This is a genomic window from Winogradskyella sp. PC D3.3 (genome assembly GCF_054366245.1).
In genome coordinates this window covers 3,478,156-3,504,131 of record NZ_CM135962.1, presented here as the reverse complement: position 1 = coordinate 3,504,131, position 25,976 = coordinate 3,478,156, and the positions used below count along the sequence as shown (strand labels likewise).

Below are 25,976 nucleotides of genomic sequence, written 5' to 3'. Positions count from 1 at the left end.
TAATAATACCACTAATTAAATTAAAATGGACAAAGCAACTTATAAACGTAAATTTACAGAGGAAGATGCTGTGGGTTGGATAGCTATAGACCAAGCTTTAGAAAATATTTACGGAGCAACCGAGCCAAAGCATTATGGTCCTTTATGCGGACTTCATTTTAGTGCAGGTGGTACAGATCCTATAGATGGTGCTAGTATTTACGATTCTAATCATCAAGAAACACACAAGCATTTAGTGAGTTATGGGATGTCTGAATTGTACTATAATGAAGACAAATCAGAAGAAGAGTTCAGTAAATGGGGATTCGAGTTTACGTTCCGGTTAAAACCTTTTAAAGACGATAAAGGCGAGCCAACTTGGGCTATTCAGGTTATGAATAATTTGGCACGGTATGTTTTTAGCAGTGGTAAATGGTTTGAAGAGAATCATTTTATACCTGCAAATGGTCCTATTAGACTCAACACAGAAACTAAAATTGTTGGTTTTGTATTTGCTGTCGATCCCGAATTAGGAAAGATTGAAACCCCACACGGAGAAGTTACATTTTTACAACTTGTAGGTATTACAGAAGACGAAGTAGAACGATTAAAGGCAAATCCTACAACAACAGCAGTAGAGCAGTTAATTAAGGAATTAAAGCAAAAGAATCCCTTATTGATTACAGATTTGGAGCGAAAATAGGTTAAACTGTTTATTCTGAATTTAGAAAATGCTCCCAAACAAATTCAAAACTTCCAAGTTAATGACGCTATGGAAGATTATGATATTAGTCAGTTTTTTAACACTATTACTAATGAATTGGTAGATATAGAGTGTCTTGTAGATTTGCAAAAACAACAACTGATTCGAGCATTGTTTGATTTCTTAAAACATCAAGATCCAGAACTAGACGAAAACTTTTCTTTTATTCATTTTATAGAAGTTATAGACAAGCTAGATTACAAGATTTATGATGCTGAGTTAATAAAATTAAATACAAAAAACGGAACGATTACCTTTACACTTTTGCTTAATAGATTCTAATGGTTTAAAAGACGATGAGCGTAAAAAATATACGGATTTATTAAAACCGATAGCAGATAATACGAATGACACTGATTTTGTTAGAGTTGAAGCATTAAGTTATTATGAACATCAAATGGAGAAATTAGGACCACAAGAAATATGAAACTTGCTTTTGATACTTATTATTACGACGGAAAAGCGAAAACAATTGCGGTAAGCTTTAATGATTGGGAAGATGAGGAACCTGTACAGATCTATACCGATATAATTGAAGGCGTTGCTGCATACGAACCAGGTTCTTTTTATAAAAGAGAATTACCGTGTATTCTGAATTTATTAAAACAGATCAATTTGGAAGAAATAGACTTAATAATTGTTGATGGTTACACTACTTTAGAAGATCATAAATTAGGTTTAGGCGGACACTTATACGAAGCATTAGAGAAGAATATAGCTGTAGTTGGTATTGCCAAATCTGAATTTAAGACTAAAAAAGCTGCCTTTAAAAAAGTCTTTCGAGGTGAAAGTATAAAACCGTTATTTGTCTCTACTATTGGGATTGATTTAGAAAGTACCTGCAACAACATCAAAAACATGCATGGTAAATACAGAATGCCAACGCTGTTACAAATCGTAGATACTATGACCAAAGATAACACTAAGAATTAATTATTGAAAATGGTAAGTATGAATGAAGATTTTATTGTAACATCTGTAGACAATGCAAAATTGATGTTTAGAAAAAATTATAGAGATTTTATTGCAGAAAAACCTAGAACGGTTACTGTAGAAGATGAAGATTTTAAACTATTTAGTTTTGAGAAGATGATTGCCTTAACAAACATTGATGGTATGGAAGTGAGCGAAGTTCGTGCTTTAAAAGCTTATGCCAACTCTCTGAAAGATATTTTAGGACCTACAATTTACGATCAGAAAGGAAAAAAATGGTCTATGTTAATGTTATCAGCCAGTATAACTATTGGTAAAAATAGTGAAGGAGATTTGTTATTTATAGATAGACATGATGGTAAAACACTTGATATTTTTCGTCATGATGATGGTAGTTTGTTTAAAACAAAATGGACCTTGTATACATTGATTAAAACGTATTCAGAAGTATAATTTTCTAGTAAAAACATTAAATTTACCTCAAAAAAATCCCAATTACGAAGTTGTAATTGGGATTTTATTATGTGATAGATGTACAGCCGTTAGTCGGTGTCTTGTTTACTAAATTCTTTCATTAGTTGCGTGTAACCTGGTGTTATTAAGTATTTGTATTTTTCAGGATTCATGTTAAATCCACTAAAACCAGAAAGGTAATATTTTAGTTCCTTCAATTTTAGTTTTCTAAAATACGCAGGTACAGGGTTTTCAAACTTACAACCATCAATATCTAAACGGGTTAGTTTTGGCAAATCGGCAATCCAAGTAGGTAAATCTTTAAAATTATTTCCTCCAAGCGCTAAGGTTTCTAAAGTGGTTATTCGCTTAAGAAATTCAGGTAAATCCTCATAATTATGTCCTATTAAAAACTCGGTGAGCTTTAATTCGGTTATGTTTTCTGGGATGGTATTTACATCATCACCAATACCTAATAACTCTAGTTTTTTCAATGCTTTAAATTGACTTAACTTTGAATAAGCTTCCTTTCCAAACTCGTAGCTCAATGCAATTCTTAGTTTGTTTAATTGGGGGGCTTCTAGATTTTCTAAAGTTGCAAAAGTCGTATAACTTAAATCTAAAGTTTTTAAATAAGGTAGTGACACTTTAGGGAATACTTTTGTAACCTCATAATGTGCAATGTCTAAGGTTTCTAAATTTGGCATATTGCCAATTAATTCTTCTAAGTTTTTGGCCTTATAGAAATCTAATTTTAAATAATTTAATTGCGGTGCCGGATAACAAGATAGAGCAGCTGTACTGGCCTCATTATTATCTAAATGCAAATACTCTAAATTAGTACAATATTGAAGTACATGTTTAAAATGGCCTATGTTAGTATAGGCTTTTAGAGTGGTTAACGCTTTAGGTTTAGGTAAGTATTGTGTTAAGTCGTCTTCCGTGTTTTGGCACTCATTAATTCCTGAAAAATGAAGTGTTTTAGTAATTAAGTTGCTAAATAAAACTTTAGGTGCTTCAATCGTTAAATTTCCAAAATAAGCGTGTTCCGTTTCTAGTCGTTTTTCAGCTGCGACATATTCCTTAATGGCAAAGAGCTGTAATTCTTTTATTTTTCGTGGTAAATGTGTGCCATTAAGTACCAATTCACGACAACTATTAAAACTTAGATATTCTAAATGGTTCAAGTTTTTTAAACCATTTGGGAATGTTTCAATGTTTACATCGTATAATTTCAAGTAGTTTAACTGTGTACATTTTTCAATGTTCTCAAACAAGGTTTTTATTTGGCTTCCTTGATGAATATCAATAGATTCTAGTAATGGTAGTTGTCCTAAACCAACAGATACATCAGAGAAGTCAGTGATGTAATGAATTTTTAGTTTTTTGAGGTTGACAAAGTTTTCAGAATGCGATAAAACGTAATTTAAAATTTTGACATCTCTGATTAATAATTCTGAATTTGAAATAGGTAATGTGCCAGGTACTATTTGTATGTGGTCATCTAATGTAATATACTCACAATTAGGAGTAAATATTTGATGGTCTTCTATGGTTTTAATTAATGGAACAGTTTTTAATTTAATGACGAAAAGCTTGTTTAACTGGTTTAATCCTGTCGGAAGGTTAAGTAATTTAGGACATTTAAAAATATTAAATTTTTCAAGGTTTTTAAGTCTAGCAATAGCTTTAGGAAGGTTTGTTAGATTTTCTAACCGAATAAAACTCAATTCCTTTAAACTTGTTGGTAATTGCAGTTCAGATGCGTCTTTTAAGTTTAGCTCAAAGAAATCCAGCGTTTCTAACTTTTTAAGTTTTTCTAGTTGAAGTGAATCTTGAAAATCCGTATTGATATTACTTAATTCTAATTGTTTAATCTTGTTTAGCGTCCAAAAAGATTCAGGAAAATGAGCTAGTTGAGGTAATTCTAGACAAAGGCTTTCTAACTGTTGTAAATGACCAATGGTATTAGGTAATTGTTTGTATTTGCCTTCTATTTCTAAAGAAGTCAGAGAGGTTATATCGCTAATTTCATCTGGAATTTCATTGGTAAATACATCTTTAATGCGTAGCCTTATAATACCGTTTAAACGAGAAATAAGATGAGGTTGCTCTTCTAATTTTTTAGCCATAGCTTCCTCATTTATAGAAAGTGATGAGAACTCTAGCATTGCATAGAGTTTTCCTATTGGAAACAGTGGATCTATACTTCCAAAATGAAGCAATACATTTATTACTTTGGCTGCATCATTAGCTTTTTCTGGTAATTTATTTTGAGTATTAAAGGCGTTATTAATTGCTTCAGTACCATGTTTTTTTAAAGTTTCAGAAATTTCACTAATAATGGTTTTATCTCTTGTTAGTTTTCCTATTAAAAACATTTCGTAAAGGAAAGCTTCAGGATAATGATGCGATGTTTTTAAATCTTTAAAATAAGTCGTAAGGTGTTCTATTTTAAAATCCATAGTTTTTTTAATGTAAAAAGCATTGGTTATAATGCTTATTTTGATTCCTGAATACGATTGATAGCTTCCATTCTTTTTAGAATGATAGGTACAAACAAAGCAAACTTAGCGTTAAATTCTTCTTGTGTTTTAGCTGTATTTAAGTTTTGTCCCATGGTGATCCAAGTGGTATATAAAGCGTCTTCGTGGTTTGCTTCGTTAGTATCTATATTTAAGGCTTTAATGAGGTTAAAATTGTCATCTTGATTATAAAAACCAGTAGCTCTAACAATTTCAAAAACAAGCTCAAAGATGCTTCTGGTATCTAAAAGTTCGCTAATTTTAAGTTCTGAATCTTCCGAAGCGCTTATGGCATCAAAGACATCGACCATAAGGTTTTGCACTCTTCCATTAATACTAAAATCTAAATATTTCAAAATCGTATAAGTTTAAATGATTAAAAAAAAGTTACCGTTGCTTAATTAACAGCAAGCAACGGTAAACACTGTTTTTTTTATGTTAGCGTGTTTTCGTTGTTGTTACGTTTTAGCTTCTTCAAAAAAAGTTGTATTCTTTTATAAACCTATATGACCTACAATATTACCTTCTTTTACAATAAAAAAGGAATTTGTAATAGGTGCGTTTCCAAAGCTATCATCATTCCAAGTGTAGTTGTGTAAGTATGCAAATTTATTTATTGTGTCTTCATCTGCTTGTCTTGAGATGATTGTCATACATGTTCTTCTTGGGATGGATACGAGTAATTCTTCGGCTTCTAACATAGCATGTGCTTTTAGCATATGTGTTCTAGAAAGAATGGTTTCACTTGAAAAGTCATTTCCGTTAGTGGCAACAGCTTTGTTATTTAAGGATTTAACAAAATCAAATTCGCACTCATAGTTTTCTAAATTTTCAAAAGCTTCTTTTGTAATTTGTTTAGCATCCATGGTTTTGAGGTGCTGTTGTGTTAAAAACACAAAGTTATCAGGAGTATCCATTCCATATCCAATCACCACTTCAGCTCCATTTTCGGAAGGTATTAAAGTAGAGCTTAAAGCCCCTGCTTTTAACCCAACCCAATCTCCAGGTTTTAAGATAGGATAGATTTTTTGATCACTATTTTTAGTTTGTTCTACTATTTTTTCTATTTCTTCAGGTGTTTTTTCTGGTCCGTAAATGGTATTACTCATAATGTTAAGGGTTTTGTTGTTTAGCACAAATTTAGAGTAGTTGCACGACCCTTTTATCACGGTATTCAGCCATTTCAAGTTTTACCTATTTACTTTTAGATATAAAAAAGGTGTTACAGTTATGTAAACACCTTATTATTATACGTTAAAAGTGATGTTATTTAAATTCTAAATACATCACATGATTGGGATTAGAATGTGTTTCAGAAATTTGAAAATCATAAGACCCAGCAATCTCAAAGCCCATTTTTTTATAAAAATTTACAGCCTTGTTGTTTTCCGTCCAAACAACCAACCAAATTCCATTTTGGTGCTGTTTTTTAGATAAAGCAATATTAAAATTAAGTAATTTTGCCCCCAATCGTTTGCCTTGGAAGGCTTCTAAAAGGTAGATGCGGTCTAGTTTGGTAATGTTTTTATCGCTTATATTTAGATGAGGACATTGCAATTCTATTTTTGAAAATCCAGCAAGGGTCTCGTTATAATAGATAAAGTGGTATGCGACTTGTTTGTTTTCAAATTCTTTGCGTATGGCTTCAGTATTGTAGGTTTTTAGAATGAAGTTATTTATATCGTCTTTAGAAGCACTATGGCCATGAGATTCGGAAAAGGTCTGTTGTGCTAGTTCTGCAATTAATTCGGAATGCTCCACATTTGCTTTTATAATTTCAATCATTTCAATTCCTTTTTGCTTCTATTCTGAATATCTTTTTTTGCGAAATTATGATTTTTATAGATGCTGAAAGTCTAAATTTTAGTTAAGAATTAAAGTTTCCAATTGAATGATTTTAGTGTCCACAAATTGAAATGTGCCGTGTCCGGAAACCTGTTTAGTAAATAGACTATGATCGTCGCCAAATGACATACCGACTTCCACATCAAATATAAAATTTGCGTTATGAAATGTGAATGTCTTATCCTTCAGGTTTACAGAAACAGCTTTGGGGTTTAATGTGACGTTCCAAAAACTTGAAGCATAATTCCCATAGTTGGTATTTGCTAATAGATGCGCCCATACCGCGTGCTGCTCGGTAATACATTCTGATAATTGGGTTTGTAGGTTTTTGAGTTCCATGATTGCTGTATTATAAAACTACCAATAGGTGCCGACTAAAAAGGTGAGTCTTATAAAAGCAATTATACTGTTTGAGGTGAGTTGTAAAGGTGCTTTTAAATCGGTGATTTCTTCATCGTCTACAAAAACCACGAAAAGGCCGTCTTTAAATCCGAGTAACACCGTATCGATGGCTTTTTGCAAATTCGCTAAATCGGTGTTATTGATGTCTCCAAAATCGACTTTACCACTTTGGGCTTGTTCTTGTATTTCGGCTGGACTTAAAAATCCGATAACGTTCACCTCGGTGCGTTTGGTATTAAAAGCTTTAACTTGATGTTTTACACAACCGATTAATAATTCTTCTAAATTCTTCGGATGGTCTTCTAGTGTAAATGAGACTTCTTTTACTTTTTTTTTCCCGAGTCTTTTTAGTTGTAATGTGAGTTCCATTTGTATGCGGATGTTTTTTGCGTTAGGGATTGTCGTGGAAAGCCCACAGTGCGCTAGCACGAGGACTTGTAACAGAAAGCCCGACCTCGCCTAAGCGAGGTAACGCCCTTATCATTTATAATTAACTATTAATCTGTGCTAAAATGGTTGGATCTTGAATTTTATGGTCTTCAGAAAGTAATTTCATTTTAGAAATAATCTCTGCCGATTTTGGATCGTCGTCTACAAATGGTAAAAACATACGTCCTCTGTGCTGACTATGGACAGGGATTATAGATAATGCGAGTCCGTTTTTGCTCACCTGACCACTTCCTAAATGGATGCTATATTCTCCTAAAGTGCCTTTTATAAAGATATGACGCTCTTTAACCGTGATATTTTTTAGCTTGAATAATTGAGCAGAAGCTTTGGCCAATGCCCCACGCATTTCCATGGTACTATGACTGGCTTCTGGATCGACACCACCAACGTGGGCAACACTGACAACAAGATCAATATCGCGCATAATTTCGCTAAAAACGACAGGAGGAATCTCTGTTAACGGAATTCTTTTGTAATTATCTATAGCATGGAAACAGATGTCTTCGAGAGTTGGTGCCTCAGCTTCAGACGGCGAATACCAATCTGCCATGGCGTACATGGTGGCTATAAAGCCGCGTTTATGATACACTTTCTGTAAACCATCTTCCATGCTTACCGTCCAACTACGACCGCGTAATAATGCTACGGTTTTTTTAGGCTGAATTTGGTGCCCTTGGTATCGTTCGGAACGGTTGCTGTGTTCACGTTCGTCGTTAGTGATTAAATACAACTCTCTAAACACTTGTTTAAAAGGTTGGGTAATGCGCTCTGCAAATAAAAACTTTTGGTACACATCCCATGTTACTGCTTGGTATAGGTGAGATGCGTGCGCAATAAGCAAGACATCGTCTTCGGCTAATGGGTGCGTTTGTCCTGAAGCATCTGTTAAAATGCCAACGTTATAAAATCCAGATATTTCCTTCTCAGGAACATAAAGGACTAGTTTGCTCAACATCACTTTTACGATAGGATGTTGCATCATATTATGAATTTCTAGCGCAGTAAATTCATCTTCGTTAACCATAGCGTTTTCTAACGACAAACGCGTTCTGCTGTATTGTCTAGACAAGTAGGTTTTGTGCTCTTTTAAAGCGATAACTTGCTTGTCTTTGCGCAATTTGGCAGGAATGTTTTTTAATGATTTCCCTGCTTTGGTAACTTTAATATCTGTTTTACCAAGGGCGTTAATGACCAGTTCAATTTCCGTTTCTTCTATGTTGATGACTGCATGTTCCATAATGGCTTGGGTGGCTTTGGCTTCCATGGCCCAACTGAAACGCACGCGGTCTTGGTAACCCGCATTACGCGATAAATTGTCTAGTGCAATGCCTACCGCAATGGCTTCACTTTCTTGACGTTGTTGTCCAAATTGCTTGCTCTCTTTTAAAAAGTCTTGTAATAGGTTGTAACGTTTTAAGACATCTTTTTGAGGAACGGTTTTACTTAATGGAATTAAGCCTAAAGCCCGTACGTAATCTTTATCGCGTTTGTCTTTAATTTTCTTTAGTGTTTCGGTAATTTTTACTTCACCTAACATAACGCTAGAATAGAGTTTTACTTGTCGGTGTCCGTTTCCGTCGGAGATGTATTTAGCGGCATCGTGCAGTAATTTCCAATTAGATTTTCCTAGAGTTTTGTAGACTCTATTAAACCATTCGATATCTATGGCGCCAATGGCAAAATCACTTTTTGGAATGTTAGAATAACGTGAAATAATGGTTTCTTTTTCGCTATTCATATAATCGGAAGCGTGTGCTTGAAACCACCAAACAGCATCTTCTAGTTTTTCTAAGCCTAAATATTCGCCAATAACACCTGTCCATTGTGTCGCATAACAGGCTAATTCTATCAAACGTTTTTTGGTGACTTTAGAAGCATCTGCGCGTGCGGCAAAATCGGGATAACCTTCGGTATCTTTAAAAATTGTTTTTTTTAGAAGGGCACTAAAAATTGTTTTTTTACTATCGCCATAATAACTATAACCCCGTTCAAAATTATCTTTGCCTAAGCGTTCTAAAATTCGAAATACATAATCGACTCCCTCTACGCGGTGAATAGAATTGATGTATTTTGTTGCAGATGTGATTAAATCTCCACGTTCTAATTCGGTTTCTAGTAAGTTGATTTTTAAGGGGGATATGACGTGTTTAGGGACACAGTTTCTTTCTATCCATTTATAGTTCATTCTATAATTAAAACCACCGTCCATAATGGTCATTAGTTGATCGCAGTTTAAAGCCTGAAAACGTAAATCATCATCGTTAATTAGACGTTTTTTGTAGAGTTTTAAAGTGACTTCAGGACTTGGAAATGGGACTGTATCAGGCTTGTTAGGTTGAGTGGTCATAATTTTTACGTCGGTACTCGTGTGAGGATGACTAATATCTTGCGCAACTAAATACATATAAAGTCCCCAATATCTTTGAAGTTGTTCTGCGTTTAGATGATCTAAGTTGTCATAACTTATGGAGGGAGTTAGTGGTAGAACGATATTTGTCCAATTATAGGTTGTAACATTATAGCGATAGCTAGAGGGTTGATATTGAAGTAATTTAAATTTTTCAGGGAAATTAGCAATAATATCTTCCATAACATCTAGTTTGAAAGCGACTATTGTTTTTTCTTCTGCATAGACTTTAAACAAACGGCTTAAAATAGTTTCATATGGGTTTGTGGTATAATATTTTTCTTTATCTCCTAAATTTAAAGCCTTTAAATCTGGATAATATTGGCGTACAAAAGGTTCCAACTCCTTATATTTCCCAAAAGGATTATTACGGTGATTGATGTAGCGAATGGCGGCATACATTTCAAAATCATTAAGATTGCTCTGTTCGTACCAAGCAATCCATACATGCGCTAATGGGATATTGTGTAGGTGTTCTAAAGGGCTAGCATCACGTTTTAATTTTTTAATATCGTGAACTCCATTTTCAATAAAAGTCGTATAGGTTTCCCCTTGGTGTCCATCTAGCTGGTATTCGTGATTTTTATTTTGAGCAACAATATCGATTAATGTATTGACTTCCTTAATAATTTTATTTACATCTATAAAATTTTTGAACTTAAACCCTGAAGATGCTGAAGTTGTAATTCCTAATTTATCAAAGAAATTGGTCTTTTTTTCAAATTGAGATTGTGGTATATACAAGGGGGTTAAGTTATCATAATCTATAGCTCCAAAACCATTACTGAAATTTAATTCTTCTACATTGTCTTTAAATTTATCTAAATAAACTTGTTCGTTTTTGGTAATTTTTGGGCGTTGGTTGTAAATATGAATTTGCGTTTCTATAAAATTAGACTGTCGGTTAGTGTCGTGTAAAAGGGTTAGTATTTCTAAGCCTGCTAAACGTTGCTCAATATGTTTTGAAGAGACCAACTTGGTAGTACTTATTCTTAAACGATCTGCAGGTAATTCGGATAGTAATTGAATTAATGAGGTACGTAAATTTTTGTGTTTTCGTCGTAATAAATCTTCTACAATTTCTATATCTTTATCATAGAGGTGCATTTTGCTAAACAAGTTAAGGCCTGTTGCCATTAACAATTCATTTCTGTTGTAAATCGCTTTTCTTGCTAGGGCTCTTTTCCAAGAATTTTGATCGAAATTTAAACGGTCTTTTTTCTTTGCATTTTGTTGATAATTATAAAAGGAATAGCTGTAATGTTTAGGAAATACTTTACGGATATAACGCTCTCTAAATTCGGTAGGCAAGTTCTCTAAATCCTCTGCCATTAACTCTAATTGTTCTTCAGTGGCATCATTAATAAGAAAGAGATAGAAGTAATAAGACGACGGTGTAAAACTCCACCAAGAGAATATTTTACTTTCAAAGGTTTTTCCTTTGTCTTCAGCAGTTTTTGCTATTTTAAATAATTTTTTAAAAGTTTCATTATCTAAAGACATATTTGAAGGTAAATTTACCGCCATCCAATGGTCTAAGGCGTAATCTTTACCTAAATGTTCTGTGAAATACGGTACTAAAGCATCATTCGTACGGTCGGTTTTCGAAATAAAATATAAGGCTAAAATTTTCTTGTTTCTATTTTCTGAAGAAAAAACAATATCTAATGCTTTTTGGTTTGCGGTATCTACATCTAGAATTCCTATAGCCCATAGACCGACTAAAACCTCTAGGTTATCTTTACTTTTAAGAAAGGTATCAACTTCTTTTAAATTTAGAATTAAGGATTGTGCGAGTACTAATACGCGGTTAATTACCGATTTTTTAGGGGTTTCCCATTTTAAACCAAACCAAGTGCTTACTGCTCTAGTGACACTTGTAAAGCGCGTAAGGTCATTTTCTAAAACGACATTAATTATATATTTTAGAGCACCAAGGCTAGATTCGTCTAAAGATTCTAAAATAGTTTGTCTTAAGCCTTCTTGACGTTGGGCTGCAAGTAGTAATTTAGCCACCATCTCCCAATGCTTTTCTTCTTCAGAGAGCAATAGGGCTTTAATAATATCGGCACTAACCCCTCCAATATCATCTTCATTTTGTATAATATCGTCTAATAATTCATCAAATAGACCTTCTGCATTATGAAGTACTGTGGCCAAAAAATAACTATTAGAATTAGGATGATAAACGCTGTATTGAAATTGTTCACGGAGCGTTAAACCACCATAACCCATGCGACTAAAATGTAAAAATCGGGTAAAATAATTTAATTTATTAATTAAAATTGTTTTAGATGGTTTTGATCTAAATGCTTGTCTGTCATAATCGTTTTGGTAGGGTAGGGTATTCATAAATTCCCACATCGCAGATAAATAAGGAGCCTGAATTACACCGTATAATTGTATTCCTAAACGCATACCTTCTGGGTTTGCCCAAGGGTTTACGGTTAAGGCATCATCAAATACAGTTATAAAATCTGAAACATCATAGTAGTCTCGTTTTTCTTTTTTAATACCTCCTAAAATCTTAGCTAAAATTCTATATGGTTCTGAAAATAAACGAAATTCAAACCGATCGATATCTGGTTTTTTATGTGTTTTAATGTATTTATTAGCGTCTTCTATTGGAATCATAGGCTGTAATTCTTTATATCTATTGTTACTAGTCATTATTTGCTTTCATTTCGAAAGGTTCAATAATTGCTGGCAAGATAAAGGGAATTCAAATGTTTTCCCTCATGGTATTTGGGGATATATTTAAAAATCTTAGAAGATAGGCTTTAATTTACAGAAGCTCTAAGTTTTTAGAATGTGCTTTAGAAGCGACAACTAAGTCATATGGATTTGAAGGCTAGTTTTGAGGTTATAAGGCGTTATAATACTTATGGTTACGTGGAGTTATAGTGCGAAAAAAAAGACTTCATAATGTCTTATGAAGTCTTTTGAGCGAGAGACCGGGTTCGAACCGGCGACATTCAGCTTGGAAGGCTGACGCTCTACCAACTGAGCTACTCTCGCATTTTACAATTAATTGTGGGGAGAGCAGGATTCGAACCTGCGAAGACGTAGTCAGCAGATTTACAGTCTGCCCTCGTTGGCCGCTTGAGTATCTCCCCAAAATTTCAATTCAAAATTTCAAACACATTAGAATAATTTAATGTGTGCTTTTTAGCCTAAAAAAGACTTCTTAGATAATAATGAAGTCTTTTGAGCGAGAGACCGGGTTCGAACCGGCGACATTCAGCTTGGAAGGCTGACGCTCTACCAACTGAGCTACTCTCGCGTTTTTGGTAAGCGGATGCAAATATATAAATATTTTCTAAAATCCACCTAATTTTAATCGGGAGTATTTTAAACATTTTACAAGTTGAAATAGTTCAGAATTAAAGAACTTATTTGTAGCTAATTATAGTAACTGTATGGGGCGTAAAAAATAGGTTTAGAGTAAATCTTGAAAAGAAAAATGTGGTCTAAGCCAAAAACGAAACCTTAAGGACTATGACTATAGTGGGGTTCTAACCGAAGATTGTGTTGTATTATAATCCTCCCCTTTAAATTTAAAGGGGAGGTGTTTTTTTTTATTTTTTTGATTCAGCAACAGAAACCTTACGGAATTCTTTTAAAAGTTTTTCTAATGCTAAAGATGATTTTCTAGCTCTAGTTCCAGCAGCTTTATTTCCGCTTTCTAATTGTAAATTTGCATCAGTTTGAAATGATTCAATTGTGCTTTGGATGTTTTCGATAAGATCTTTCATATTTTCTTTGTTTAAATTTTAATTTGAATTCGCGAAAATATAATTATACCGTTTAAAAACATATTAAGAGAGGTTAAATTATAATTAAAATTCTCAGTTTTTAATGCCTTTATGTAGATTGCGCTAATAATTTAAAACTATTTTATTATAAATAAATTTTGTATCTTGTTTTATAGCAGTAGTATACAATATTTTGGTTTATGTTTTTAGAGATATTCTATTTTAAAGTTGTTTTATTATTTTTTTTTGAAATAAAAGGCATTTAAATTAGTTTTAGTATTTTAATAGTAACATATAAGTTGTAGAAGTACTAAAATAAATGAAAACCGAAGATTTAAAATTGGGTTTTCTATTAGTGATACTGTATATTCACGGCCTTAATAATGGTTTGAAGATTTTGAGATCGTAAAAATATTCTCATATTTTAAAAATCAGAATGAATATATCTATAAATCAACCACATTTTAAAAATTAGTAATAAATGGATTTCACTAACCCCTTAGTTTACGGAGTTCCGTGTTTTTTAGGCCTTATTGCTTTAGAACTTTCTTATAGTAAAGTTTTAGATGATAAAGACCTTTATAATTGGAAAGATTTTATATCAAGCTTATCACTTGGTATTGGATCAGCCGTTCTTGGAGCGTTAATAAAAACGGTTTCGATAGTCGTTGTTTTTAATTTTGCTTATGATCTTTTTAATCCTATGGTTGATGGTGTTCGAACCAATATTATGGGCTGGGAATCTTTTGGTTATGCTTGGTATGTTTGGGTGGCTTGTATGCTTTTAGACGATTTTACCTACTATTGGTTTCACCGACAAAATCATATGGTTCGTTTTTTTTGGGCCGCGCATATTGTCCATCACTCTTCGGATAACTTCAATTTAGGTACAGCTGTTCGTAATGGTTGGTTTACGATCTTTTATAAGCCTTTCTTTTATGTATGGATTGTTATGATAGGTTTTCCGCCAGAGATGCTTGTGGTATGTCTCGGTATTGAGGCATTATGGCAATTTCAGTTACATACCACATATATTAAAAAAATGGGATTTATTGAAAAATTCTTAAATACACATACGATGCATCAAGTGCATCATGCCAGAAATATAGAATATATGGATAAAAACCATGGTGGTTTTCTTAACGTGTTTGATCGAATTTTTGGAACATGGAAAGAACTCGATGAATCCATTCCTATTGAATACGGGGTTTCTAAGCCACCAAATTCTTATAATTTGTATGTTATTTTAACTCATGAATACAAAAATATTTGGGAGGACGTGAAAAAATCTAAAAACTGGTATCATAAGTTTATGTATGTATTTGGTCCTCCCGGTTGGAGTCACGATGGAAGTACATTAACGATTAAGCAAATACGACGCGAAATGGCTAAGGGGACTAAACTTGAAGACCTGTAGCGTTGTTTCTAATTAAATGAGTAAGACCTTTTGAATTGTTAAGAGGTAATTGAACGAACTCAGGATTATAAATTTCGAGACAAGGGGAGTGTGCCGACAAACCTAGCACAATAGATAAAAAGGCCTTAGGTAATTACTAAGGCGCACACCAAGCTAAATAAAAAACACTATTGTGTAGTTTAGCTTTGACGTAATGGCGATGAATTCGTGCTTATTTAAAATAGCAATATTTTTAGGGATAAAGACTATTTTTTGTTACAACTGTTTCAACCAACAAGATTGTCAATAGCACAATAGCTAATGCGAAATATCAAATGAGTTTTAAACAAACTCTAACGCGAAGTAGGCAGCCGTTAGATATCGATTTGTATTTAACAGACATTTAAAAATCATTTGGGAATATATATGATGACTATTTTCCGTTTAAGCTTGTCAATTTTAATCCCTTGGTGGCATTGGGTAAGTTTTTTTACAAATATGATCGTTTAAAACCGATAAATTAATCTTTGATATAAGCTTGTATAAAAGTTGAAATTTTGAAGGCAACGGATCTGTTAGAGTTTAAATTTATTATAATCCATTTGATAATAATATATCTATCCAATATTTAAGGTTAGAATGGTCTGTTGAACAAGCTGAAGGTTTATTATACTTTCAACAATCTTAAAATATGATTGGAATTGGTTATGTTATTAGTACGTATGCGTTTAGATGGTTTAACGGTAGCAATAAATAGCTGTTAATTGCCTTTTACTCGTTTCCATAAGTCTAACATTAGTTGTTTCCCGTCTGTTTCTGTTTTTTCCTGTTCAATAAAACTAACATTTCCTGAGGCATCTACATCGATTAAATATTTAAAAACGAAATTTTGAGATTGCGGTTCCATGCTTAATAGCCCAAAACGTAAGTCGTTAAAAAATAATTTGTCATCTATTTTATTAATCGTATACCAGCCTTCAGAAATAGAAATCATACGTTTTACTTTTTCGTTATTTCTTAAATCTTTTAATAATTCGTGATTTTTAGGATAGGTTTCAAATTGAATTTGTTGCGTGTCAAAAAAGGAATAGGTCCCTAATAAATAAGCTGCTTCAGTTTCTACGTTAGCATTCCATAGAATTGTATTTAGAGGCGAAGGCCTAGTGTCTAATTGTAAATAGGTTATATTTTGGTTTTGTAAGGCCTTTTCAAATTGAGTAAACGCCAAGCCTTTTAAAGCAAATGTTAAAACTAAGTAAGCGGTGCTTACGGTTAATCCAATACCATTGTACACACGACGTTTCTTTGACTCGCGTTTTTGGAACAATGTCAAGATTAAAAACACTAAAAAAGGTAAGGTGTAAAGTGGATCTATTACAAAAATAGTTTTGAATGCTAATCTTACATCCATTGGCCAAAAGAGTTGTGTTCCCCAAGTAGTATGTGCATCTAAAATAGGATGCGTAATTAAAGCCCAGAAAAATAGCCAAGACCAATCTTTAACACTTTTGTAGCGTTCATATCGCGAGACGAGCCATCCAAAGATTGGAGCAAAAATCACAGAAAATACAATTGAATGTGTAAACCCACGATGAATAGCTAAAGCAGAAACAGTATCTGTAAAATAAGAGGCTAAAACATCTAAATCAGGGATAGTACCAGCTATAGCACCATATAAAATGGCTTTATTTCCAACCTTTCTGCCTAAGACTGCTTCGCCTACGGCTGCTCCTAAAATTATTTGTGTGAGTGAATCCATAGTATGCTGCTAAGGTAATATTTCAAATGAGATTACTCTAAAAAAATATTAAGCTATAGATCCTAAACGACATGGCGAGCACCTGTAAATTGGTAAATCGCATATTATGCATAGCTCATTATAATGGTATTTTTTTATCGTGAAGCACGGTTTTGTAAATGAAATGCTATTTGTGATATAATAAACGCATTGATCCATTGAAATAAGATTTTATAAGACCTCTTTTTTAAACAAAAGAGATTGTCTATATGCTATTGGTTATTAGTCGCTCAACTTAAATTATCGCCTTTCATAGGATAAATGTTGTCGTTTTAAAGTTTTTTTTCAACTTTCAGCATTGAATTTTTGTGAATGTTTAAGTTGTTTATTTTGAAGTGTTTGATATGATGGTGGTTGAAATGTTTTACAGTTGAAATAACTCTATTTTTGAGTACTAAAAAGCATCATCTATTAGAAATTATAATTTAAACTATTAATAAAGTAAGTAGATAAAACATGAGAGATTTAGTGAGAAAATATGAAGTTTGGATATTTTTGGTTCTAGCACCAATATCCAGTGCCATTTTTGTTTATATCAGTAGTTTAGGTTATATTCCTGAATCTGTTTATAATCATGGTCGTTTTTTTCTACTTATGTTTATGCTTGTTGGTATTGTTAAATATGCAAGAGGAACGCCTGGTTTAAAAGAAATGTTTAAACCAATGTTAAACTGGAAAGTAAAACCTAAATGGTATTTATTTAGTTTCCTATTTGCATTTACGGTAGCGCTATTTACATTAACACTAAAAGGATTTTATCTAGGCAGTGAATACACTGACTTTTTTAGTTTTGATCCTTCAATTATTACCTTTAGGCGCTTATTTGTTTTGTTAGTTTGGGCCTTTGTTGGTGAGGTTGTTTGGGTAAGTTATTCCGTTAGGCAATTATCCAAAAAAATGAAACCCTTTTATTCTAGTTTAATTGTCGGAATTTTTTGGGGTTTATGGTGGGTTCCACTTATTTACCTTGGTATTGGAGTTATACATGATCTTCCAGTTTGGCCATTGCTTATACATATGATGGGAGCTGCAGGAATGTGTACCATTGTCTATGCAAAAACTAAAAGTGGTATCTGTGTATTAATATTGCAGTTTATGTTAAATGTAACAGGATTGGTATTGCCAGTCTCGCCAAGAAGCGGAGGTGTATCCACCTATATTGCATTTGCTGTCATCTATTTTTTAACCATGTTAATTTTTATGTATTTTATGAATCCTACAAAAGCATTTAAAACAACCGAATAGTTGTATAATATAAAGTCTTTATACTTGTGAAGTGTACAGTATATAGGTTTCAACTATCTATTTAATATTTCCCTATAATTTTAATCCCTAAAAAAACGCCCCCCTTTGACCTATTGACCTTTTATATTTAAATCTTAATTTATATCAAACTTCGAAAGCCATGGAGAGAGCATTGAAATTTTTAGCGATTAAAATTTTAACTAACACCTTAGGGAAAACTCTTGTGTTGTTGCGACCCAAAAAAGCTGAAAAATTGTCAGATGCCGGGATAACTTTAGTTATGAATAATAAATTAAGTCTTACAGAGCGTCTAATGCGTAATGCGATTTTAAACAAAGTGGAACGTAAATCAGATTATGATTCGTTAGCTGAATTACATAAGAATTATTGGGTGAATCAGGGAGCTGACTATTTTGCGGCAAATGATGATTCTTTTAAAAATCACTTTTTAGTAGATTGTGCATTTATTTTTGATCTTCTAAAAGAAGAACTTAGAAAGCGTCCCGATGAGTTTACACAATTGGTGGAAATTGGAACAGGTAGTGGTAGAGCTTTAGAATTTTTAAGTTCAAAATTCCCAGAAATAAGTAGTTTTATTGGTGTTGATTTAAGTGAAGCTCAAGTGGCATTGAATAATGAAAAATTTAAAGAAGACAAAAAACTAAAATTTGTAGCTTCTGATGGTTTTGAATGGGTTAAAAATTACGGACGCTCTCATACTATTTTTGTGACTTCGAGAGGCGTTTTAGAATATTTTACAGAAGAACAGTTACAGCGATGTTTAAAGCAAGTAAATAAATTAGGTAAAATTATATTTGTTGCGATTGAACCTAAAGGTATAGATCATAATTTTGAAGATAATCCTAATTCCCAGCCCTATGGCCATGAGCGTTCTTTTTCTCATAACTATCCTCAACTTTTTAAAAATGCCGGTTTTAATTTGTGGCACCTTTCTGATAAGCCTTGTATAAAGGATTCTCACGACTTATTATTTATAGGAGCAAGTAACGATTTAGAGTCTTAATAGTTTGTTTTCTTTATATGGCTGTTATTTATAAAGTTAACTTTTTGTTCTGTGAGAAAAAGTATTTTTTATTTGGTTGCGGAGTAAGTGTTAATAATGATTCTAATTTATACCGAAAAAATTAACTTTATACCTAATTTTTAGGCCTTAAGTGAAAAATTATTTTACTTTTATTCTCCCCTTTTAGAATCCCTCAATTTAAAATTAACAGATATATTAAAATTAGTCTACATAGGCTAATTATTTTTAATTGGAATTTGTTTACTAAACGATATGTGATTGTATATTATGGATTTAACAAAAAAGGAGATGTTATTATTGATGGAAGAATTCAATAGCACTTATGCAGAATTTTCCAAAGATAAAACGATTGTAGACTTATTTTTAGAACAAGCCAATTCTAGACCGAACAATATTGCTGTTGTTTTTAATAATAAAAAGCTTACATATAGGGAATTAGATGATGAATCTAATCGTTTTGCAAACTATTTAAAGCAATCTCATAATGTTCAAAATGGAGATTTAGTTTGCTTAACTCTAGAGCGTAGCGAATGGATAACGATAGGGATATTAGGTATTCTAAAGTTAGGTGCAGCTTATGTACCTGTAGATATTGAAGCACCTCAAAGTAGAAAAGACTATATTAAAAAAGATAGTCATTGTAAAGTTGATGTAGATGCTTTATTAATTCAAGATTTTATTTCAAATAAGGCTAATGTTAGTGATGCCTTACCGTCTCAAATAGATCTAAAACCTAATCATTTAAGTTATATTATCTATACATCGGGCACCACAGGGAATCCTAAAGGTGTAATGATAGAACATCAATCTGCTGTCAATTTAATATTGGCAGAAACACAGCTTTTTGAAGTCGATCATAAAGAAAAAATATTACTGTTTTTTAATTATTTCTTTGATGCTTCTGTAGAGCAAATCTTTTTGGCATTACTCAATGGTGCAACCTTATATATAATAAGTAAAGAGGAACTTTTAAATCATAAGTTACCAGAATTTATTGTAGACAATGCCATAACACATCTAGGAGCAACACCAAGTTATCTTGAAACCTTAGTAGGTATTGAGAACATGCAATCACTTAAAAGAATTACCACAGGTGGTGAAGCGTGCTCACTAAAATTAGCTAAAAAGCTAGGTGAGCTATGTGATTTTTATAATTTATATGGTCCTACAGAAAATACAGTAGTCTCAACGTTATATAAATATTCTTCTGATCATAATTTTGATAATTCATTACCTATTGGTAAACCGATATTTAATACGAAAGTACATGTGCTTTCAGATGATTTAGAGGTGTTACCCATTGGTGTGGTTGGTGAGTTATGTTTGGCAGGATCAGGTTTGGCTAGAGGGTATTTGAATAGGCCAGAGCTAACATCTCAAATGTTTGTTGAAAATCCGTTTTCTAAAGGTGAACGATTATATAAGACTGGCGATTTGGCAAAATGGCTTCCAGATGGTAATGTAGAATTTATAGGAAGAAAGGACGATCAAGTTAAAATTCGTGGATATCGTATTGAACTGGGCGAAATAGAAACGGCTATAAATTCACTTTTCAATATTAAAAGTGTTACCGTAGTAGCCAGTAATCATCTAGGTGAATCTAGATTGATAGCTTACGTCATATCTGAAAATGAAGTTGAAGACGAAGATCATTTACGTAATCAACTAGCAGAAATTTTACCAGAATACATGATACCTGCTATGTTTATGTGGATGGCAAGTTTTCCTATGACTCCAAATGGTAAAGTTGATAAAAAGAGTTTACCTATTCCTGAATTTAAGAGACCTCAAAATGCACCACTTCTAAAAAAGCCGAGGACTAAAGTTGAAAAAGAGATTGCTAAAATTTGGAGTCAAAATTTAAATATTCAAGAGATTGGTATCGATGATAACTTTTTTGAAATGGGAGGTAATTCTCTTTTAACACAAAAAGTGGCCATAGCAATCACAGAACGCCTGAAATTAGAATTACCTGTAACCAAAATATATCAATTTCCGACCATAGCGCAATTATCACGATTTTTAGAGATCGACCAAAACAAATTTAAAATAGATAAGTCAAAAAAGAAACGAAGAGAAAAATCAGCAGGAGATATCGCTATTATTGGTATGGCAGGACGTTTTCCTGGAGCATCTTCAATTCAAGCCTTGTGGGGGGTACTTAGAGATGGTAAAGAAACCATTTCGTTTTTTACGCCGGACGAATTAGACAAAAGTATACCAGAGGAGTTGCGAAACGATCCGCTATATGTTGCAGCAAAAGGAGTTATTCCTACAGCTAAAACTTTTGATGCTAAATTCTTTGGTCTTAGTCCAAAAGTAGCACAGACAATGGATCCCCAACAACGTCTGTTTTTAGAAATAGCATGGGAGGTCTTAGAACAATCAGGGCATTTACCTAAACATTACGATGGTAGTATAGGTGTTTATGCTGGTGTAACAGCTAATAGTTATTTTAACAATAACGTATTTCCTAATAAGGAGCTTATGGCTCAAATAGGAATTATGCAAGCTAATACTGTAAATGATAAAGATTATGCAGCATCGCGTATTGCGTATCACTTAAATTTAAAAGGCCCAGCAGTGAGTATTCATTCAGCTTGTTCCACGTCGTTATTAACTATTGCACAAGCAGTAGGAGCTATTAGAAGTGGTCAATGTGATGTAGCTTTAGCCGGAGGATCTAGTATTACTTCACCAATAAACAGTGGGCATTTGTATCAAGAAGGCGCTATACTTAGTTCTAATGGACATTGTCGTTCGTTTGATGCCAACGCCAACGGAACTGTTTTTAGTGATGGAGCAGGAGTCGTATTACTTAAGAGTTTAGAGGATGCAAAAAGAGATGGAGATGTTATTTATGGTATCATAAAAGGAATAGGTGTTAATAATGATGGTGGAGATAAAGGTAGTTTTACAGCACCAAGTGTAGAAGGACAAGCCGGCGCTATAAGTAGTGCATTATTTGATGCCGATATTAACCCCTCTGAAATCAGTTATATTGAAGCACATGGAACGGCCACACCTTTAGGTGATCCTATAGAAATTGAAGGATTGGTAACGGCATTTGGAGAACAAGAACAAAAAGGATATTGTGCTATTGGCTCTATAAAAAGTAATATGGGACATCTTAATGCGGCAGCTGGAGTTGCCAGCTTTATTAAGACCGTATTAGCGCTAAAACATCGTCAGATACCTGCATCGTTGGGTTTTGAAAAACCAAACCCTTCTATTGATTTTAATAATAGTCCGTTTTATGTAAATAATAAATTAAGTACTTGGGACGCTCAAGGTACACGGAAAGCTGGCGTGAGTTCATTTGGTGTTGGTGGTACTAACGTTCATATTGTTCTAGAAGAAAATCCAACTGAACAAACAGATTCAGACTCAGGTAGATCAGTACAGCTTTTAACATGGTCAGCTAAAACACAAAATAGTTTAGAGGGGTATCAAGCTGCGCTCGGTGATTATTTAAAATCATCGTTAGATGTGTCATTGGCAGATGTGGCCTACGCCTTATCAACAACTAGAGATTCATTTATATATCGCAGTATTGTTGTTGCAGATAAAATAGAACCTTTAAGTGCAAATCTATTAGCAGAGTCTAATACGGTTGTAAAAACTAATATATTACAAGTTGTACCTAACGAATTAGCCTTTTTATTTCCTGGTCAAGGTTCACAATATCTACAAATGGGGAAATCGCTTTATGAGGAAGAACCTGTTTTTAAAGAAGCTGTAGATCAATGTGCTGCGTTGTTAAAAGTGGATTTGAAACAGGATATTAGAGCTGTCATTTATCCTGAAATTCATTCAGTTGAAGCTGAAAATCAATTAAAAGACACGAAGTTTACGCAACCGGCATTATTCGTTGTGGAGTACGCGCTTTCTCAACTTTGGATGAGTTGGGGGATAAAACCAACAGTACTTTGCGGACATAGTATCGGAGAGTTTGTCGCAGCACATTTAGCAGGTGTGTTTTCATTAGAAGACGCCTTGCATCTAATTGCTATGCGTGGTAAACTGGTAAGTGAACTTCCTGAAGGAAGCATGTTATCTGCACGTACAACCATTGACAATATTGAAGGTTTACTGCCAGATGCGTTATCTATTGCCGCTATAAATTCAGATCATTTAATTGTTATTTCTGGTCCAGATAAGGCTATTGAAGATTTCGCTAAAGTTCTAGATACCAAAGGTATTGTTAATAGATTGTTACTGACAAGTCATGCATTCCATTCTACAATGATGAATCCGGTTTTAGAAACCTTTGAAAACGAAGTCAAAAAAGTAAGCTTACATGTGCCACGTTTACCTATTGTTTCAACAGTAACAGGTGATTGGCTGAGTGATGCAGAAGCAACAAGTTCTGCATATTGGACTAATCATTTAAGAGCAGCCGTGAACTTTTCTGGAGCAATGGAAACGGTTTTAGGATTAGAAGATCCTGTGTTATTAGAAATTGGTCCTGGTCGTGCATTAACTACATTATCAATGCAGAAGAAAGGTTTCAAATCCTTGGCTTCAATTACGAGTTTATCAATGCCTAAAGATGGTGAAAATGCACACAATACGGTTTTATCAGCCCTAGGGGATTTATGGCTATATGGTATTGAGCCGAATTGGAAATTATTTTACAAAGGGCAAACCAGACAAAAAGTGTGGTTGCCGTCTTATGTTTTTGATAGAAAACCATGTTGGTTAGACCCACCAACCGTTAACACCACTATAAATACAGTTACAAATACAACTGAAATTAAAGAAAATATATCTATTGATCCCCAACTTAACACTAAGCATACTAAGATGATGAGAAAACCGATATTTCTTAAGAAAATAGCCGATATAATTGAAGATAATTCTGGAATTGAAATAGCAGAAAGTAATTTTGACCAAAGTTTTTTAGAACTTGGCTTAGATTCATTGATTCTAACTCAGATGGCTATTACATTTAAAAATGAATTTAATATTCCAATTACGTTTAGACAATTAAATGATGAATTTGGAACACCTGATTTATTGGCAGCTCATTTAGATAAAGTTATACCACAAGAGGCTTTTGCACCAGCAGCAAGTACAAATGATGTTGATGTTTCTAGAAACAATCCACCTATAGCGATGAATGGGACACAACAACAACAACAACAACAACAACAACAACAACAGTATCAACAACCAAATTTAAGCAATTCTAATATCCAAAGTCCAGCACTAAATTTAATAGCGCAGCAATTACAACTTTTAGGAAAACAAATCGAATTACTTCAAGGGCCAGTACCTGTGTCAGCACCAGTGCAAGAAAATACGGCTCCTCCAATGGTTTTTGCTAAAGATAAAAACTCAGAGAAGACACTATCAAAAGTAGCGTCAACGGATATTTTATCTGAAGAAGAAAAGAAAGAACACCAAAAGCCTTTTGGCGCCTCTCCTAAAATAGAACGCCAATCGTCAGACCTAAGTAAAGCGCAACAAAGGTTTTTAGAAGATTTAATTCAAAGTTATAATAAGAAGACTTCAGGAAGTAAAATGTATGCTCAAAAGCATCGTGCACACATGTCAGATCCTCGTGTCGTTTCAGGCTTCAAACCGCAAACAAAAGAGTTAGTATATCCACTTGTTGTTGGCAAATCTTCAGGAAATCGTCTTTGGGATATAGATGGCAACGAGTATTTAGATACCTTAAATGGGTTTGGATCTTGTTTATTTGGGCATCAGCCAGATTTTGTAAAAGAAGCGTTGCATCAACAAATAGAGCTTGGTTTTGAGGTTGGTCCTCAGCATCCATTAGCTGGTGAAGTATGTGAGTTGTTATGTGAATTCACAGGTCATGAGCGAGCGGCTTTATGTAATACAGGATCTGAAGCCGTTTTAGGCGCTATGCGTATTGCTCGAACTGTAACGGCGCGTTCGTTAATTGTGGCTTTTTCACGTTCTTATCATGGTATTAATGATGAGGTTATTGTAAGAGGTTCCAAAAAGCTCAAAACATTCCCTGCAGCATCTGGTATTTTGCCAGAAGCAGTTCAAAACATGTTAATTTTAGATTATGGTACTGATGAAAGTTTAGCTATAATTAAAGAACGTGCGCACGAAATAGCAGCGGTTCTTGTAGAGCCAATTCAAAGTCGTAGACCTGAATTTAGACCAATAGAATTCTTAAAAGAAGTTAGAAAAATCACTAAGGAGTCAGAATCATTATTAATTTTTGATGAAATTATTACTGGGTTTAGAATGCATCCTGGTGGAGCACAAGCGCTTTTTGGTATAAAGGCTGATGTTGCTACATACGGAAAAGTTATTGGTGGTGGTATTTCTATAGGTGCCATAATGGGTAGTAAAAAATATATGGATGCCTTAGATGGAGGATTTTGGCAATATGGAGATGATTCATTTCCTGCGGTCGGCGTAACATACTTCGCAGGTACATTTGTACGTCATCCGTTGGCATTAGCATCAACTAAAGCGTCTCTTTTACATATGAAAGCGGAAGGCGGAAAACTTCAAGATGATTTGGCTAAACTCACAGATCGCTTAGTCGCTGAATTGACACTTTATTTTAAATCGAAAAACCTGCCTTTAGAAATAGCATATTATCGTTCGTTATGGCGATTAAAGATTGTAGAGGATATTCCTTACTCGGAGTTATTCTTTGTTTTAATGAGAGAACGCGGTATTCATATTTGGGACGGTTTTCCTTGCTATATGACGGCGGCATACACAGACGATGATGTTACAAAATTAATTAACACATTCAAAGAATGTATTGATGAACTTTTAGCTGTAGGAATTTTTCAATCAAACTTAAACAATGCTGGTTTAGCAGAAGCTAACAAGGCTTTAACAGAAGAGTTGAATACGCCACCAGTTCCAGGAGCTAAATTAGGTTTTGATGACAAGGGCAATCCAGCATGGTTTGTTGAAGATGATAAAAATGATTCTAATTATGTTCAAATAGATTTATAACACTAGCTTTTAATTAT

The 25,976-nt window shown here is 33.5% G+C and carries 17 protein-coding genes and 3 tRNA genes; 8 read left to right on the top strand and 12 right to left on the bottom strand.

Annotated elements, in window-relative coordinates; all coding sequences use genetic code 11:
• Window positions 1-25 precede the first annotated feature (25 nt).
• From ACXGSQ_RS15435 to ACXGSQ_RS15420, 4 genes are all read left to right on the top strand, one after another.
• Entirely contained in the window at window positions 26-682 is a 657-nt protein-coding gene (locus ACXGSQ_RS15435; protein ID WP_458627043.1) for a suppressor of fused domain protein, read from the top strand.
• Between the two features lie 69 nt (window positions 683-751).
• A complete protein-coding gene (locus ACXGSQ_RS15430; protein WP_458627042.1) occupies window positions 752-1,024 on the top strand; it encodes a hypothetical protein in 273 nt (90 codons plus the stop codon).
• Between the two features lie 141 nt (window positions 1,025-1,165).
• Window positions 1,166-1,675 (top strand): endonuclease V, encoded by a 510-nt coding sequence (locus tag ACXGSQ_RS15425; protein ID WP_458627041.1) that lies wholly within the window; start codon window positions 1,166-1,168, stop codon window positions 1,673-1,675.
• Window positions 1,676-1,693: 18 nt separating this feature from the next.
• Window positions 1,694-2,128: a hypothetical protein gene (locus ACXGSQ_RS15420; RefSeq protein WP_458627040.1), complete on the top strand. Its 435-nt coding sequence runs from the start codon at window positions 1,694-1,696 to the stop codon at window positions 2,126-2,128.
• Between the two features lie 89 nt (window positions 2,129-2,217).
• On the opposite strand, the gene ACXGSQ_RS15415 is transcribed toward ACXGSQ_RS15420, so the two are convergent.
• The 11 genes from ACXGSQ_RS15415 to ACXGSQ_RS15365 all read right to left on the bottom strand — a co-directional run bounded on the left by ACXGSQ_RS15415 (window position 2,218) and on the right by ACXGSQ_RS15365 (window position 13,512).
• Complete coding sequence (locus tag ACXGSQ_RS15415) at window positions 2,218-4,593, bottom strand: leucine-rich repeat domain-containing protein (RefSeq protein WP_458627039.1); 2,376 nt, start codon at window positions 4,591-4,593, stop codon at window positions 2,218-2,220.
• A 35-nt stretch (window positions 4,594-4,628) separates the two neighbouring features.
• Window positions 4,629-5,009, bottom strand: coding sequence for a hypothetical protein (locus ACXGSQ_RS15410; RefSeq protein WP_458627038.1), 381 nt, complete (start codon window positions 5,007-5,009; stop codon window positions 4,629-4,631).
• A 138-nt stretch (window positions 5,010-5,147) separates the two neighbouring features.
• The gene (locus tag ACXGSQ_RS15405; RefSeq protein WP_458627037.1) at window positions 5,148-5,762 is read right to left on the bottom strand and encodes a DUF1444 family protein; all 615 of its coding nucleotides are present in this window, start codon (window positions 5,760-5,762) and stop codon (window positions 5,148-5,150) included.
• A gap of 157 nt (window positions 5,763-5,919) precedes the next feature.
• Window positions 5,920-6,438, bottom strand: a complete 519-nt coding sequence (locus ACXGSQ_RS15400) for a GNAT family N-acetyltransferase (RefSeq protein WP_458627036.1) — start codon at window positions 6,436-6,438, stop codon at window positions 5,920-5,922.
• A gap of 78 nt (window positions 6,439-6,516) precedes the next feature.
• Window positions 6,517-6,837 (bottom strand): hypothetical protein, encoded by a 321-nt coding sequence (locus ACXGSQ_RS15395; RefSeq protein ID WP_458627035.1) that lies wholly within the window; start codon window positions 6,835-6,837, stop codon window positions 6,517-6,519.
• A gap of 18 nt (window positions 6,838-6,855) precedes the next feature.
• Entirely contained in the window at window positions 6,856-7,269 is a 414-nt protein-coding gene (locus tag ACXGSQ_RS15390; RefSeq protein WP_458627034.1) for a hypothetical protein, read from the bottom strand.
• 121 nt (window positions 7,270-7,390) lie between these two features.
• Window positions 7,391-12,427: a DUF5724 domain-containing protein gene (locus ACXGSQ_RS15385; protein WP_458627033.1), complete on the bottom strand. Its 5,037-nt coding sequence runs from the start codon at window positions 12,425-12,427 to the stop codon at window positions 7,391-7,393.
• A 275-nt stretch (window positions 12,428-12,702) separates the two neighbouring features.
• A tRNA-Gly gene (locus ACXGSQ_RS15380) sits at window positions 12,703-12,775 on the bottom strand.
• Window positions 12,776-12,791: 16 nt separating this feature from the next.
• Window positions 12,792-12,873 (bottom strand) — tRNA-Tyr (locus ACXGSQ_RS15375).
• Between the two features lie 94 nt (window positions 12,874-12,967).
• Window positions 12,968-13,040 (bottom strand) — tRNA-Gly (locus ACXGSQ_RS15370).
• Window positions 13,041-13,335: 295 nt separating this feature from the next.
• Complete coding sequence (locus tag ACXGSQ_RS15365) at window positions 13,336-13,512, bottom strand: histone H1 (RefSeq protein ID WP_458627032.1); 177 nt, start codon at window positions 13,510-13,512, stop codon at window positions 13,336-13,338.
• Window positions 13,513-13,993: 481 nt separating this feature from the next.
• On the opposite strand from ACXGSQ_RS15365, the gene ACXGSQ_RS15360 reads away from it, so the two are divergent.
• Window positions 13,994-14,929 (top strand): sterol desaturase family protein, encoded by a 936-nt coding sequence (locus ACXGSQ_RS15360; protein ID WP_458627031.1) that lies wholly within the window; start codon window positions 13,994-13,996, stop codon window positions 14,927-14,929.
• 739 nt (window positions 14,930-15,668) lie between these two features.
• Here the strand turns inward: ACXGSQ_RS15360 and ACXGSQ_RS15355 are convergent.
• Window positions 15,669-16,667 carry a metal-dependent hydrolase gene (locus ACXGSQ_RS15355; protein ID WP_458627030.1) on the bottom strand — a complete coding sequence of 333 codons (999 nt, stop codon included), beginning with the start codon at window positions 16,665-16,667 and terminating at the stop codon, window positions 15,669-15,671.
• A 495-nt stretch (window positions 16,668-17,162) separates the two neighbouring features.
• Between ACXGSQ_RS15355 and ACXGSQ_RS15350 the strand changes: the two genes are divergently transcribed.
• The 3 genes from ACXGSQ_RS15350 to ACXGSQ_RS15340 all read left to right on the top strand — a co-directional run bounded on the left by ACXGSQ_RS15350 (window position 17,163) and on the right by ACXGSQ_RS15340 (window position 25,959).
• Window positions 17,163-17,951 carry a CPBP family glutamic-type intramembrane protease gene (locus ACXGSQ_RS15350; protein WP_458627029.1) on the top strand — a complete coding sequence of 263 codons (789 nt, stop codon included), beginning with the start codon at window positions 17,163-17,165 and terminating at the stop codon, window positions 17,949-17,951.
• Window positions 17,952-18,231: 280 nt separating this feature from the next.
• The gene (locus ACXGSQ_RS15345) at window positions 18,232-18,975 is read left to right on the top strand and encodes a class I SAM-dependent methyltransferase (RefSeq protein WP_458627028.1); all 744 of its coding nucleotides are present in this window, start codon (window positions 18,232-18,234) and stop codon (window positions 18,973-18,975) included.
• 288 nt (window positions 18,976-19,263) lie between these two features.
• Entirely contained in the window at window positions 19,264-25,959 is a 6,696-nt protein-coding gene (locus ACXGSQ_RS15340; protein WP_458627027.1) for an amino acid adenylation domain-containing protein, read from the top strand.
• Window positions 25,960-25,976 lie beyond the last annotated feature (17 nt).